At 38.9% G+C, this 13,174-nt stretch carries 15 protein-coding genes; 3 read left to right on the top strand and 12 right to left on the bottom strand.

What is annotated here, in order from left to right:
• Positions 1-157: 157 nt before the first annotated feature.
• The 10 genes from raiA to NSU02_RS03920 all read right to left on the bottom strand — a co-directional run bounded on the left by raiA (position 158) and on the right by NSU02_RS03920 (position 7,262).
• Positions 158-709: a ribosome-associated translation inhibitor RaiA gene (gene raiA / locus NSU02_RS03965; protein ID WP_063389201.1), complete on the bottom strand. Its 552-nt coding sequence runs from the start codon at positions 707-709 to the stop codon at positions 158-160.
• 172 nt (positions 710-881) lie between these two features.
• Positions 882-1,235 carry a flagellar protein FliT gene (locus tag NSU02_RS03960; RefSeq protein ID WP_339194342.1) on the bottom strand — a complete coding sequence of 118 codons (354 nt, stop codon included), beginning with the start codon at positions 1,233-1,235 and terminating at the stop codon, positions 882-884.
• Positions 1,235-1,636, bottom strand: a complete 402-nt coding sequence (gene fliS, locus NSU02_RS03955; protein WP_339194341.1) for a flagellar export chaperone FliS — start codon at positions 1,634-1,636, stop codon at positions 1,235-1,237. The genes NSU02_RS03960 and fliS overlap by 1 nt, the downstream gene beginning before the upstream one ends.
• Positions 1,637-1,689: 53 nt before the next feature.
• The gene (locus NSU02_RS03950; protein WP_339194340.1) at positions 1,690-3,168 is read right to left on the bottom strand and encodes a flagellar hook-associated protein 2; all 1,479 of its coding nucleotides are present in this window, start codon (positions 3,166-3,168) and stop codon (positions 1,690-1,692) included.
• A gap of 15 nt (positions 3,169-3,183) precedes the next feature.
• Positions 3,184-3,528, bottom strand: a complete 345-nt coding sequence (gene flaG, locus NSU02_RS03945) for a flagellar protein FlaG (RefSeq protein WP_339194339.1) — start codon at positions 3,526-3,528, stop codon at positions 3,184-3,186.
• Between the two features lie 366 nt (positions 3,529-3,894).
• Positions 3,895-4,122, bottom strand: coding sequence for a group II intron maturase-specific domain-containing protein (locus tag NSU02_RS03940; RefSeq protein ID WP_066249848.1), 228 nt, complete (start codon positions 4,120-4,122; stop codon positions 3,895-3,897).
• Between the two features lie 149 nt (positions 4,123-4,271).
• A complete protein-coding gene (locus NSU02_RS03935; RefSeq protein ID WP_242513866.1) occupies positions 4,272-4,562 on the bottom strand; it encodes a hypothetical protein in 291 nt (96 codons plus the stop codon).
• A 136-nt stretch (positions 4,563-4,698) separates the two neighbouring features.
• Entirely contained in the window at positions 4,699-5,811 is a 1,113-nt protein-coding gene (locus tag NSU02_RS03930; protein ID WP_063389206.1) for a cupin domain-containing protein, read from the bottom strand.
• A gap of 24 nt (positions 5,812-5,835) precedes the next feature.
• A complete protein-coding gene (locus tag NSU02_RS03925) occupies positions 5,836-6,315 on the bottom strand; it encodes a DinB family protein (protein ID WP_339194338.1) in 480 nt (159 codons plus the stop codon).
• Entirely contained in the window at positions 6,312-7,262 is a 951-nt protein-coding gene (locus tag NSU02_RS03920) for a fumarylacetoacetate hydrolase family protein (RefSeq protein WP_094245184.1), read from the bottom strand. Before NSU02_RS03920 ends, NSU02_RS03925 begins: the two co-directional genes overlap by 4 nt.
• A 138-nt stretch (positions 7,263-7,400) precedes the next feature.
• Here NSU02_RS03920 and NSU02_RS03915 point away from each other — a divergent pair, with 138 nt between their 5' ends.
• From NSU02_RS03915 to NSU02_RS03905, 3 genes are all read left to right on the top strand, one after another.
• Positions 7,401-8,201, top strand: a complete 801-nt coding sequence (locus tag NSU02_RS03915; RefSeq protein WP_339194337.1) for an IclR family transcriptional regulator — start codon at positions 7,401-7,403, stop codon at positions 8,199-8,201.
• A 14-nt stretch (positions 8,202-8,215) separates the two neighbouring features.
• On the top strand, positions 8,216-8,986 hold the full coding sequence (locus tag NSU02_RS03910) for an IclR family transcriptional regulator (protein ID WP_339194336.1): 771 nt from the start codon (positions 8,216-8,218) through the stop codon (positions 8,984-8,986).
• A gap of 118 nt (positions 8,987-9,104) precedes the next feature.
• Positions 9,105-10,373, top strand: a complete 1,269-nt coding sequence (locus NSU02_RS03905; RefSeq protein WP_339194335.1) for an AMP-binding protein — start codon at positions 9,105-9,107, stop codon at positions 10,371-10,373.
• 283 nt (positions 10,374-10,656) lie between these two features.
• On the opposite strand, the gene NSU02_RS03900 is transcribed toward NSU02_RS03905, so the two are convergent.
• Both NSU02_RS03900 and NSU02_RS03895 read right to left on the bottom strand, forming a co-directional pair.
• Positions 10,657-11,229: a hypothetical protein gene (locus tag NSU02_RS03900; protein ID WP_339194334.1), complete on the bottom strand. Its 573-nt coding sequence runs from the start codon at positions 11,227-11,229 to the stop codon at positions 10,657-10,659.
• Between the two features lie 33 nt (positions 11,230-11,262).
• On the bottom strand, positions 11,263-12,486 hold the full coding sequence (locus NSU02_RS03895; protein ID WP_066248852.1) for an NAD(P)/FAD-dependent oxidoreductase: 1,224 nt from the start codon (positions 12,484-12,486) through the stop codon (positions 11,263-11,265).
• Between the last annotated feature and the right edge of the window lie 688 nt (positions 12,487-13,174).

Raw genomic sequence — 13,174 nt, 5'->3', positions numbered from 1 at the left:
TAGTTTCTTTTAAATTTTATCACTGCTTTTCCAAGCGTACAACTTTTGCTGTGTGAAAGTCTTTCCATAAACCCGTCCCATTTGTCTACATTTTATTTGCTTGAAGGTAAAAAAAGTACAGCCAAGGTAGGCTGCACTTTTTTATATATAATAAATTTTACTCATTTGGTTCAATTAATCCATAGCGGCCGTCTTTTCTGCGGTAGACAACATTTGTTCTATTTGTATCAGAGTTCGTAAAAACAAAGAAGTTATGGCCGAGCATGTTCATTTGCAAAATAGCTTCCTCAGTATCCATCGGCTTTAAATTGAACCGTTTTGTTCTTACAAGTTCGATATCCTCTTCATTCACATCAGTGTCATCATTCGTTTCCGCATTGATGAAATATTTAGCATCAACTTGTTGTTCACGAAGCTTCCGGTTTACTCTTGTTTTATGCTTGCGGATCTGACGTTCAAGCTTATCAACGACAAGATCAATCGCAGCATACATATCTTCATGATATTCCTCAGCACGCATCACTAAATGCGTCATTGGAATCGTTACTTCAATTTTAGATTCTTTGTCATTATAATATTTTAAATTCACATTTGCATCGGCTTGTACTCCATTATCAAAATAACGTTCAAGTTTAGATAATTTTTTTTGTACATATTCTCTTAATGCTGGAGTTACTTCAATGTTTTCCCCTCTAATGTTGTATTTCATATTGAGCTCCTCCTTTTATTAAGGGATATATATATAGTTCGATGTTTCGTTCGTTTTTCCTTTCACAAAATAAAAAAAATCGTGAACATTTTATGAATGCTGATGAGCGGGGAAAACGATTTTCACCCTTTCATCCATCGCTACATGATCGTGTCTTTTTGTACATATATTGCTATTTTTTCTTATCATAAAAAATGCCATCAATAGTGGCATTCGCATAAGAGTTCATATATTTTTTTGTCATCTCTTTCTGGGCTTTCATCTTGACGATATCATGTTGTATCTCTTGTTTTATTAGTTTAAACTGCTCAACAAGAATTTGATTCAATTGGATAATTTTTCTTCCTGCTTCTTTCTCCTTGGGCGTGAAGGGAGGATTCATGCTTTTTGTTAACTCCTCCCGTTTTGCTAGCAAGTCTTCTATTTTTTGTATCACTTGATCACGGTCGCGATGTTGATCTTTAGACCGTTTTGTCAATTCCACTAACTCTTCCGTTATTTCCAACAATTTTTCCACTTCGTCCATTACGCTTGTCCGCCTTCACTATGCCGCTGTTTCCGGTTAATTTGTATTACTTCTTTCCACGTATCTCTGAACTCTGTCACATATCCTTCCACTTCTTCAATAATGGTGACATCGTTTTTAAAATTGGCTTCCACTAGCCGTCGATTCATGTACTCATACAGTGCGTACATATTTTTAGAAAGCTCAATATCCATATTTAGCGTGGCCATTAATTCACAAATGATTCTTTGGGCTTTTTGCAAATTTTCGTTTTTTTGTTGGATAGATTTTTCTTCTATTGCTTTTTTCGCAAGCTTTAAAAATTTTAAACATCCGTTATAAAGCATTAACGTGAGTTCACCTGGCGATGCAGTTTGTACGCTGTTTTCTAAATAAGATTGATAAGGATTATTCGTTGCCATTTAAGACACTCCTCAAATTTCCATTAAAAAATTAAATGAGTGAAGCGAGACGATTAAGCGCCGCCTCCGAACAATTGCATTAAATATGCTGACTGTTGGTTCGCCCGCTGAATCGCCTGTTCCATTGCCGTAAATTGCCGATAATATCTTGATTCGATTTGTATAAGCCGATCTTGAAAGGCATTGATTCGAGTATCCAAATCTTTTAAGTTTTTTCCAATCGTAAACTGGTCATTTGTAGACAAAGACGTTCCTGCTTTGTCTTTGATTTTTGTCATCATACCTTTCAAAGAATCGCGGAGACGGCGGGCAATCCCTTTATCATTGTAAGATTCACCGTCAGACATAAATAGTTTATAGATCGCTTCTGGATTTTCCTGAATTTTTTCCCGGAGTTTATTTTCATCAATTGTAAGTTTGCCTCGGTCCAAATAATTGGCTGTTGTTGAAATCCCAATATCCGTAAGCTGCTTAAACCCTTTCAAAGTATCTCCAGCGACAGGAGAATATAAATCCAACCGCATTTGATTAAGGCCGCTTGTTAAAATCGCATCGCTGCGAAGAAGGCCGCTTTTCGCTTTTTCTTCCCACAGCTCGATTTGCTTTTCCGTCATTTCCTCTTTTTGTTCATCCGTTAGAGGAGGAAAATTCCGGAAGCGCTCTTCTGTTAATTTGCCATTAATCTTTTCAATCACTTCATTATATTTATTAACAAATTTTACAATAGTATCTAGAATTGCATCAACATCTGTTGATGTTGAAATCGTAACAGGGCTTGTCGTTACATTTTTAATTGTATATTCAATCCCCGCAATCGTAAACGTATTAGATGTTTGGACAGTTTCGTAACCATTGATTTTCACTTTTGCATTTTGACCCGCAGTTTCGGGGATCAGGTTAAACGTTGTTTTATCAAGCGAAAAACCTAGGCTTTGCAAAAAATCAAATGTTTCACTATCGGCAGCTTTAATCGTTCCGCCTTCACCTGTTTTATTATTCGTTAAAACGAGCCTTTCCACACCAGATGAATCCTTTAATTTCATCCCCGTAACGCCTAGATTTGAGCTGTTGATTTTGTAGATAACGTCATCAAGCGTATCATTTTCACTAATATTAATTGTCACTTCTCTCGTTTCTGTTGAACCTGGATCGGTCACTTCAAATTTTAGCGTTCTTGCACCAGATGTAAAATTATTTAACGTTGCTGCACTATATGTGGCAGCCTTAGCTAACTGTTCGACTTCAATCGCTGTTGACGTATTGGCTGAAGCGTTGATTGCCTTTGCCACAACAGCTGACTCATCAGAGCTCGTCACTTTTTTTTGCCGGAAATTCGACAGTCTGTATACGCCGTCAAAAATTAATCTGTCCAATTCGTCCAACAGCTTGTTGATTTCCCTGTAGCTGTCTCGCTGCCATTCAAAAATTTGCTTTTGTTGGAACATTTTATCGAGCGGAATTCTTTCCGCCTTCATTAAATCTTTTACGAGAGCGTCAATGTCCATTCCACTTGCCAAACCGACAATTCGCATTGTTTCCACCCCTAGTTAAATTTTCCGATCCACGATTAGCCCCATCAGCTCTGCCATTGCCGCATATATATCAAGCATTTTTTTCGGAGGAATTTCCCTAAGTACTTCGTTCGTCTCTACATTGACAACTTGTACAAAATATTCTTCAAGTTCTTCATGAAGTACAAATTGAATCGATGTTTTAATCGGCTTCAAAAAATTGTTCAAATCCTCAATTGCTTCCTCCAGCGTAACTTTAGCTTTTTTTTCTTCTTCTTGGACAGGCTGCTGGTTTTCAGGCATTGACAATTTTTCCTCTTTTCCTTGCATATCCTGCAAAAAAGCATTATTATTAACACCGGTTATCTTTTGTATTCCCATATTCCTTCTCCTCCGAGGAATTCTTGCTATTTTATTTATCGGTAAAAAATTGCCTTGTTTTAGCATCTTTTGACAAAACATTCATAACTTTATTGAAATGATTTCTTAATTTTTAAAATATTGAGTTTATGAAATCGGTAAGCTGAAGGGCTGCTTAAAATCCACACAACCATTTTTTATTCTTCTAAAAGCTTAGGTCGTTTAAGATGGGGAAGGCTTCCAATTTACTAGTAGAGTAGAAAACTGTTTTCAAAGGGACAGCCTATGCTGTCTCTTTTGCTCTCAGCTTCCCCTCATCAAACCGTACGTGAGGTTTTCCCTCATACGGCTTTCCGACGTTCTTCTTCCTTTGGCTTTCGTTCTTGTCTAACTTGCTAATTTCACTAATAAGCCTTGTGTTAATTTTATAACTTCTTTCATTCTCGCATGTTTCTTCCTTTGGTTCTTCTTCTTATTCCAGTACAGAGTAAGTCTTTCTAATACATACCAGTCCACTTTATTTAGCCACTTCTTGGCGATGGACGAAATACTGTAGTAATTCTTAAATCCTTGTAAAATTCGATTGAGCCCTTTCACCAGTTCTTTGATGTCCATAAATAGCTTGTTCCTTGGACTCGTATATTCCTTAATCTTCATTTTCATCTTCTTCATAGCTTTCTTACTTGGAAATGTGAGACATGACATAAACTTTCGAGCCACCCTTGTTCATCACAGGAAATTTCCGATGGTGTAGATCTAGAAAGTCAAATCCGTTTGTGTCGTCCCATAGGCTGACCAGTTTGGATCTCTGTGTTGATTTCAAGGTCGAGTTTCTTCATGATGGCTTTTAGTACTTGAATGTTCTCCAGCGCCTCGTTTTTCGTGCGACACATGATCACGAAATCATCTGCGTATCGCACAGTTCTCCTAAGTGTAGGAACTTCTTCTTTCATATCGTGTCCATATAATGCAGGTAGCTGTTCGCTAAAAGAGACGAAATGACTCCGCCCTGCGGGGTTACCCTTTTCGGTGTTATGAAACTGTCCATCTTCCATTACACCTTAGCTGGGCGCGCTAAAAAACAAAAACCCCTTTTTCAACAATAGCTTTGTGAAAAAGGGGTTTTGAAAACCTCGTCAAAAGGTTCAGTTTTAATTTGGACCGTCAACTGCTCCATTATGCTTGCTAAGTTTAAACGAATACAGGTTGAAATTCATCGGTCACTTGTTGGAATCCATTATTTTCTTCATAAGCTTCTTCACGTTCCACATCAAATCTTTCCATAATCGGCAAATCATTCGCAGAGAACAGGTAAGAATCTTTTTCGGCAACATGCTCATGCCACGCCCAATTCGGAACAACGAAGAAATCGCCGCTTTCCCAATCAAAGCGCACACCGTTGATAATACTGTACCCAGATCCCTTATAGACATGGTAAATAGTTGAGTGCGTATGACGGTGAGCTTTTGAATGAAACCCTTTTGGAAGCAATTGCATCCAAGCGGAAATCGTCGGATTGGCTTGTTTGCCTGTTGAAGGATTGATATATTCAACCGCATATCCATCGTACGGATCTGGATCAAAGCGTTTTAAACCTTGAATAGCTGCTTCAGTCTGCTTCCATTTATAAGACCCTAACGGAGCGATTTTTGGTTCACGGTCAGAAATTGGACGAACCATGCCACCTTCATATCTTTGCGATGAGTAATTATCAGGAACTTTCGGTTGTTCAATTCCGTCTGGATAAGGATCAAAGAACGTGCCGCCAATCGAATAGATAGTTGGAATATCAAGACAGTCCATCCAAATCATCGGCTCATCACCCGGATGTCCATGACCATGCCAAAGCCCTTTCGGAGTAATGAGATAATCGCCTTCCTCCATAAAAATCCGCTCGCCTTGCACAATTGTATAAGCGCCTTTTCCTTGACTGATAAAGCGCAGCGCACTTTGCGAATGGCGATGCGAAGGCGCTACTTCACCGGGAAGAATTAATTGTACGGCAGCATAAAGCGTTTGTGTTGTTGATGCCCATCCCCAAGGCTTTCGATAAGTCAATCCAGGATTTTGAAAATAAATCGCCCGTCTTTCTCCGCCGCGCTCAGGAGTAAAAATTTCAGTTGCTTCCATCAATTTTTTATAAAGGGTTTTCCATTTCCAAAGATACGCTTCAGCTTGCGGAGTTGGCTGGCGATGCATTAAATCTGGAATAGCATCCCAAAGCGGTCCTAGATGGTATTGCTCAATATCTTTTGTGAAATCTCGGACAATTTTACTTTTAAAAAACTCATTTTTTTCCGCCATGATGAACTAACCTCCTCTATTCTTTTAAAGCTTTGATAAATTACGTTGAATTTGGCTATAATGCTTGCTTGCATGTTCGACAAGCAGGTGGTCGACAATAAAAGACATCGGTTTTGTTCCGAAACGAGGATTGCGGCTCGAAGCCTCTGATTTTAAATCTTCTTCTGACAGCTTGCTCAACACTTTTTCCACTTGATCTTTTACGTTTTCAAGCTTGTTTAGCACGTCTGAAACTTCACGTTTTTCTGTATTAGCAACAGCAGCAAGCCTGTTTTCATCCGTAAGTCCTCTTCCCCATTCTGCACCCGGCGACTCAAGCAGCCGCTCAATTTCGTTTAACCAGTATGGAATCGCTTCTTCAACATGGCAAAGAATTTGCATGATGGACCATTCTTCTTCTGATGGATTCCAACGAATGGTCTCTTCTGAAAGACTTTTTGTAGTTTCAATCATTTGGTCAATGGATTGTTTTATGCTTTCAATCGCTTCGTTCATATTAGTCATTCGCTGATCTCCCCCGTCACTTTTTTCACTTTATTTTCTAATGCACCGATGCCGTCTATCTCGATGCGGACAACATCTCCATCTTTTAAAAATACTTGAGGGTCTCTCGCTACACCAACACCTCCTGGAGTTCCTGTCAAAATGACATCTCCCGGCTCAAGGGTCATAAGTCCAGATAGAAATTCAACCAAGTACTGTACGGAAAAGACAAGATTTTTCGTGTTAGAACGCTGACGTTCTTCACCGTTAACCGTTAAGACTACTTCCAGCCCAGAAGGATCTGACAGCTCATCGGTTGTTACTAACCACGGTCCCATCGGAGCGCTTCCATCCACTGTCTTGCCTTGAAGCCATTGCAGCGTACGGCGTTGAAGATCCCGGTAAGTCACATCATTCACAATTGTATAGCCTGCAACATAATCCAATGCTTCTGCTTGGGAAACATTGCGCGCCCGTTTTCCAATCACAAAAGCAAACTCAGCTTCATAATCCAGCTGATCGGAAATTGGATAATGAGGAATGTCATCCTCCGGTCCAATGACAGTATTCGCGAATTTCGCAAAAACTACAGGATATGGAGGAATCTCTCTTCCCATTTCCAAAATATGCTCCCTGTAGTTATGGCCTACGCAAATCATTTTCCCCGGCGATGGCACTGGTGCTTCCACTTTTACATCTTCTTTGGAAAACACAAGCTGCTTTCCTTTATATTTTTCATGTTTTAAAGCAAATGCAACTGCTTCTTTTGCATAGTCCAAGCTTTCCTTTCCGCCTTGTAAAAATCCGTTCATATCTGCCGGCACATACGCCTCAGCAATTTGTTTGAAGCGCAATTTCCCTTCCGATTCCAGCTTTTTTTCAAATGCGGCATGCAGATCAATCACTTTTCCATCCTCAATTGCACCGATGCGTGTGACGCCTTGTTCTGTAAACGTGATCAGTTTCACTATTGAAACCCCTTTCATTGATTATGGTCTTGTTACCATCTTAATATTGAAAAAAATCTAAAAATACATTATTTTTCTTATATACAGAACAAAAATGGATTTCCTCATCAATCAAAAAATTTTTTACAGGTGATATGGATGGCTTCTCAAAGTAAAAAAAGAATTTCTTCTGTTGAAAACGCTTTAAAAATTTTAAAAAGCTTTTCAATGGACGAACCGGAACTGGGTGTGTCAGAAATAGCCGAAAAGCTAAATATCGGAAAAAGCACTGCCCACAGACTTTTAACAAGCTTAGCCAGCGAAGGATTTGTATACAAAGATATAAACACAAATCATTACAGTTTAGGTGCTTCGATCTTGACATTAACAAGCATCGTTAGCTCCCAATTGAAAATTTTAAATGAGGCGACGCCGGTTCTAAATGTTTTAACAGAGGAGACAGGCGAAAATTCGCACATTTCCATATTAGAAGGCACCGAAATTATTTATTTGCAAAAAATTGAATGCACCTATCCTTCAAAAAAAGAATATACCCATATCGGCAGAAGGAATCCTGTCTACTGCACAAGTCCCGGTCAAGCCATTTTAGCTTTTGAAGACGAAGAAGTAATCGAGAAAATTTGCTCGCAGCCCTTCAAAAAATACGGTCCGAACACGATCACTTCACCCGAGCAATTAAAAGAAAAGCTTTTGAAAATAAAAAAAGAAGGCTACGCCGTTTGCAATCAAGAGTTCCAAAAAGGGATCATCGGAATCGGTGCGCCCATTTTTAATGAACATAATAAAGTGGTTGCAGCAGTGAACATTACCGGCTCTACGAAGCGAATCAATTCCATTAACATCAAGCAGCTTATAAAAAAAGTGGTGAATGCGGGAGAAAGAATTTCTGAATTAATAAAACAGAGAAAAACGAAGCAATTGTTCGGCAATGACGACTAGACTGGAGGACTAACATGAGCGAAAAATATTGGCTGTCATCTGTGAAGAACGCAATGAAAATTCTGCGTCTTTTTACACATAAACAAAAAGAGCTAGGGATTACCGAAATATCAAAAAAATTAAATATTTCCAAAAGCAGCGCCCATCGCCTTGTTTCATTGCTTGTAAAGGAAGGATTTTTATCAAAAAATCCCCGGACAAACAAGTATCGATTAGGCCTTTCGATTCTAACATTAGGAGGCGTGATTTTCAGCAATCATGAGTTGTACAAAGAAGCGCTGCCCATTGTAAAAAGGCTTGTTCACACATTAAATGAATCCGCCCATATTTGTCTTCTGGAAGAGGATCAAGTAGTGTATTTGTTCCGAATTGAAAGCAGCCAGCCCGATCGGCTGTTAACATATATAGGGCGGAAAAATCCGATTCATTGCACAAGTGAAGGGTTATGCATTCTGGCTTATCAAAACAAACGAACAATTGAAAAAGTTTTGTCGAAAAAATTATATGCATACACTCCCTATACGATCACCGATCCAGACATTTTAAAAAATGAGTTAAAAAAAATTAAAAAACAAGGATTTGCCATATCAAAAGACCAATTTTATGTCGGGTATGTCGGGATCGCAGCACCAATTCGCGATTATTCCGGCAAAGTGGTGTCTTCACTGTCCATGATTGGCTCAACTTCCAGAATGACAGATGATCGGTTTCCAGTCTTTATTGAACATATTACGCAAGCAGCTAAAAGCATATCAGAGCATTTAGGTTATATCGACGGAAAATGAGTACATTTTTTAAAATTTTGAATTTTTTGTTTTGTATAAAAGAACTAGAATATTCCTTTTTCTTTCTTTTCTGACTATGATAAGAAACTAGCTACAAGTCTAAAAGGGAGGAATATTCATGGTTCATACAGTACAAACACAAGAAAACGAACTTAGGTCGCTGCAATTGCAAAAACTGAATCGATTGTTACATTTTGTTTTGAATCATAATGAATTTTATAAAGAAAAACTTGCCGGTTTAAAGCTTCCGCTGCAATCTTTGGAAGAAGTGAAAAAGCTTCCTTTCACAATGAAAAAGGAATTGGTCGATGATCAAAACAATCATCCTCCATACGGCAAAAACCATTCATACCCTTTAGAGGAATATGTAAGATACCATCAAACTTCCGGCACTTCAGGGAAACCGCTGAAAATTTTAGATACAAAAAAAAGCTTTGAATGGTGGGAAACATGCTGGCTGGAAGTTTATCGCTCCAGCGGAGTTACGAAAAAAGACAGAGTATTTTTCGCCTTTTCGTTCGGTCCTTTTATTGGATTTTGGGCTGCATTTGAAGGAGCAAAACGATTAGGTGCCCTTTCGATTTCATCCGGCAGCCAAACTTCGATTGAGCGATTGAGAAGCATGATAGAAAACAGAGCAACAGTACTAGTCTGTACTCCAAGCTACGCTTTACATCTGGCGGAAGTAGCGGAAGAAAACGGCATTGATATTAAAAATGGCCCTGTCCAAAAAATCATTACGGCTGGTGAACCTGGAGCCTCTGTCCCTTCTACACGAAAGCAAATTGAAAGTTTGTGGGGAGCCGTTTTATATGACCACGTAGGCATGACAGAAATGGGAGCATACGGTTATTCTTGTTCAGAACAAAAAGGGATTCATGTCAATGAATCGGAGTTTATTGTAGAAGTGATCAATCCTAACACGTTGGAGCCGGTGGAAGTTGGTGAAAAAGGAGAATTAGTATTAACCAATTTAGGAAGAGAAAGCTATCCGGTTATTCGCTATCGGACAGGCGATATCGTGATCCGGTCTGATCAGCAATGTGAATGCGGCAATTCTTATCAATTTTTCCCTGGAGGAATTCTCGGCCGCGCAGACGATATGGTCATAATACGGGGCATTAACATTTACCCGTCTTCCATTGAATCCATTATTCGCGAATTCAAAGAAGTGAAAGAATTTCGCATCGTGTACTACACAGAAAATGAAATGGATCAAATCAAAGTGGAAATTGAATCCGATTCTGAACAAATCGTGCCTATCCTCGCAACAAAATTAAGAGAACGAGTCGGTTTAAGAATTCAAGTTGAAAAAGTTCCAGACAACGAGCTGCCTCGCTTTACAATGAAAGCAAGAAGAGTTGTGGACAATCGAAAAAAAAGATAAACACATATATATTTTTGAAAACGTTTTCCGCACAACTAGAAAAGGATGAAGATTTTCTTATCTCCAAAAAATAAAGCAGCCTTGCTTCATTTGTAAGAAGACAAGGCTGCTATTTTGCATAATTTTATTCTTCAAACTTAAAAACGGCTTTTTTCTGACAAAACTTGCATTTCTTTTTCGTGTAATGACTTAATATTATGACATGCGGTGCATCTAACAGCTTCAGCGATTCCTTTACATGCTTTTCGCACGAAAATATGGCTGCCGCACACATATGGAACCCCTACATTATATAAAATGTTTGGTTGTTTGAACCTAATGGAATATGTCCCATTTCTAAAATATCAACTAAATAGGCAAATGGATTTTCTCCCCATTCGTTTATATTTGCAACCAATTCCCATGCGCATGCCAACAAGCTGATGTACATGGCATGGCCAACTAAAAACCGAATGAATGATTCATCTGAAAATGTTTTGAAGGCACCTTTATAGACTTCATGAAATACAGCTTCCGGCAAATGATAGACGATTTCGTTCAAAATTTCCTCTTGTCCGGATTGATCAATTTTCTCTTTCAGCCTGTCAGGCAGCACCTTCAATGCTTCCCATAAAGAGCTGTTAGTTAACCGAATGGTATCGTATATATTTCCAATTTCATCTTTTGAAATCCACTTAATTTCGCAATTTTCTATATTCAGTGATTGCAAAAATTTTTCTGCTTTATTCTGGACGTCATCATGAATTGTTCCGACATGCTGGTACCAGTTAATGTTTAGCAGACGATCCGCCATTTGATTGACTCGTTCATGCTTGAAATCATATGAAGCATGGTTCTCAATGAGCGTAATTGACATGTTTTCCACCCCTTTATATAAAATCAAAAGCGATTAATATTTTGTTGTTAATTCAGGCGGACCAAATTTTGGGCCATAAGGACCTTCATCAAGCCATCTTCCTAATTTCGGCACAATGGCTGTTAAAGATGCTGCAATTTCCCTTTTTAAATTCATTTCTGGAGAATTTCCTTGCAGGTGATGCAATGCAGTCGAAGAGCTGTTGCGATTCCACAAGCCTGCAATTCTCCGTTCATTTGCCGCTTTTTCAATCGCTTCGCGTCTTTTCTCTTCGCTTGAAGCATCAAGAGCCTTTTCAATTCCTTTAACAGCAATTAAAGCATCAGGAACCCCCGAATTCAGCCCTCTAGCACCAAATGGTGCAAATAAGTGGGCAGCTTCTCCTGCCAACAGAACTCTTCGTTTTTCGTCTGTATATGAATTGGCGACAACTTGATGAAATCTGTATGATGATACCCACGTAATCCGTTCTGCATATTTAGGATCCATAACTTTCGGAAGCCATTTTTTTACTCCTTCCACTTCCGAATATTCATCTGGATTATCGTCTTCCAGCAGTTGAAGGTCGATTCTCCACCCGCCTTTGAACGGTACAAACATCACATTCCGCCCGCCCATTGCCGGATGCTGATAGTGGAAAACCCTTTCAAGCGGCAGCGGATCGTTTTCATCTTCTTCAACATCAACGACAAGAAATGTATCTTTTGTTCTTGGCCCTTCAAATTTTAATCCTGCTGTTTCACGGACGACAGAACGAGCGCCGTCACAACCAATCACATATTCCGCTTCCCAAACATCCCCTTTTTCTGTCACCACTTTAATGCCGTCTTCTTCTGAAATCACTTCTTTCACAGGGGTATCCCATACAAATTCAACGCCGGCTTTTTCACAATAATCATATATAATCGATTCAATATGATTTTGATGTAATGACGTAAATGGCGGAAGCTTTGTCGGATCACTAGTATCCGTCACACCGTAATTTCTTACGTACACTTCTTTCCCTTTATAAATCGTGCGTTTTATCGGCCAGACAACACCATTTCTCGCAATTTCAAAACCAAGTCCTTCATCAATGCTTTCAAGCAGCTTCAACGTTGCGTTATGAATATAAATTGCTCGGCTTCCAGGTCTTGGCCGCCCTTTCGGCTCTGCTTCAATCACGACAGAAGAAATTCCTCTTTTTTTAAGTGCCAATCCTGCTACAAGGCCAACTGGACCGGCGCCTACAACGACAACTGTACGCTTGTTGCTCATGACATATCTCTCCTTTACATAAATGAAATGGATGGATTGATTGATTGATTGATGGAAACGCTTACTATGATTCTATTATAATGGCATTTTTTCTTTATTCGTCACTCATTTGTTCCTCTATGCGAGACAAATAAAATACCTTTGTTATTTTTTTAAATTGAATGCCCCTCGCGTCTGCAAGGTGCCAGATTTTCTTTGCGGGAGCTCGATAAGGTATATGTTGAGTTTGGGATTGCGGCATCAGCTCATACATGCTGAAAAGGGCTGTCCGATGAGTTCCTAAAATGAAGGATTTGGGAGAAATACTACTGTGAAGGACAAAATAATCGAATAAAATTTGTAAATGTCCTTCTAGAGGTAATGAAGTTCAACAAGAAGCAATTGTATGTGCTGAATGTTCGTCATAAAACGTTTGGAGAACGTAATTAAAAAAGAGAGCATAAGAAAAGTCCTTCATAAGACATCTGAAGGATATAAACAGATAGAAAAAATGGTCTGTCCGATAAGTCCCTAAAATGAAGGGGCTCCAAAAAGTCAGTTAACCCTGACTTTTTGGACAGCCCCTTCAAACAAAAATCGAAATATATTAAGGGGGCTGTCAAATAAGTCGTTTTTTCGGCTTATGACGCCCCCTTAAATGTTTTAGAAACGTTATATATGATCTTATGATTTTTGTTTTCAATGGAGA

Source organism: Aeribacillus sp. FSL W8-0870, from assembly GCF_037963755.1.
In the GTDB taxonomy this organism is placed as follows: domain Bacteria; phylum Bacillota; class Bacilli; order Bacillales; family Aeribacillaceae; genus Aeribacillus; species Aeribacillus composti.
Note: the sequence above shows the minus strand (reverse complement) of the source record. Positions and strands in the feature narration are given on the sequence as shown.

Coding starts and splice junctions, on each gene's coding strand:
- raiA (WP_063389201.1), bottom strand. CDS start 709: ATGAAATACAACATTAGAGGGGAAAACATTGAAGTAACTCCAGCATTA.
- NSU02_RS03960 (WP_339194342.1), bottom strand. CDS start 1,235: ATGGACGAAGTGGAAAAATTGTTGGAAATAACGGAAGAGTTAGTGGAA.
- fliS (WP_339194341.1), bottom strand. CDS start 1,636: ATGGCAACGAATAATCCTTATCAATCTTATTTAGAAAACAGCGTACAA.
- NSU02_RS03950 (WP_339194340.1), bottom strand. CDS start 3,168: ATGCGAATTGTCGGTTTGGCAAGTGGAATGGACATTGACGCTCTCGTA.
- flaG (WP_339194339.1), bottom strand. CDS start 3,528: ATGGGAATACAAAAGATAACCGGTGTTAATAATAATGCTTTTTTGCAG.
- NSU02_RS03940 (WP_066249848.1), bottom strand. CDS start 4,122: ATGGACATCAAAGAACTGGTGAAAGGGCTCAATCGAATTTTACAAGGA.
- NSU02_RS03935 (WP_242513866.1), bottom strand. CDS start 4,562: ATGGAAGATGGACAGTTTCATAACACCGAAAAGGGTAACCCCGCAGGG.
- NSU02_RS03930 (WP_063389206.1), bottom strand. CDS start 5,811: ATGGCGGAAAAAAATGAGTTTTTTAAAAGTAAAATTGTCCGAGATTTC.
- NSU02_RS03925 (WP_339194338.1), bottom strand. CDS start 6,315: ATGACTAATATGAACGAAGCGATTGAAAGCATAAAACAATCCATTGAC.
- NSU02_RS03915 (WP_339194337.1), top strand. CDS start 7,401: ATGGCTTCTCAAAGTAAAAAAAGAATTTCTTCTGTTGAAAACGCTTTA.
- NSU02_RS03910 (WP_339194336.1), top strand. CDS start 8,216: ATGAGCGAAAAATATTGGCTGTCATCTGTGAAGAACGCAATGAAAATT.
- NSU02_RS03905 (WP_339194335.1), top strand. CDS start 9,105: ATGGTTCATACAGTACAAACACAAGAAAACGAACTTAGGTCGCTGCAA.
- NSU02_RS03900 (WP_339194334.1), bottom strand. CDS start 11,229: ATGTCAATTACGCTCATTGAGAACCATGCTTCATATGATTTCAAGCAT.
- NSU02_RS03895 (WP_066248852.1), bottom strand. CDS start 12,486: ATGAGCAACAAGCGTACAGTTGTCGTTGTAGGCGCCGGTCCAGTTGGC.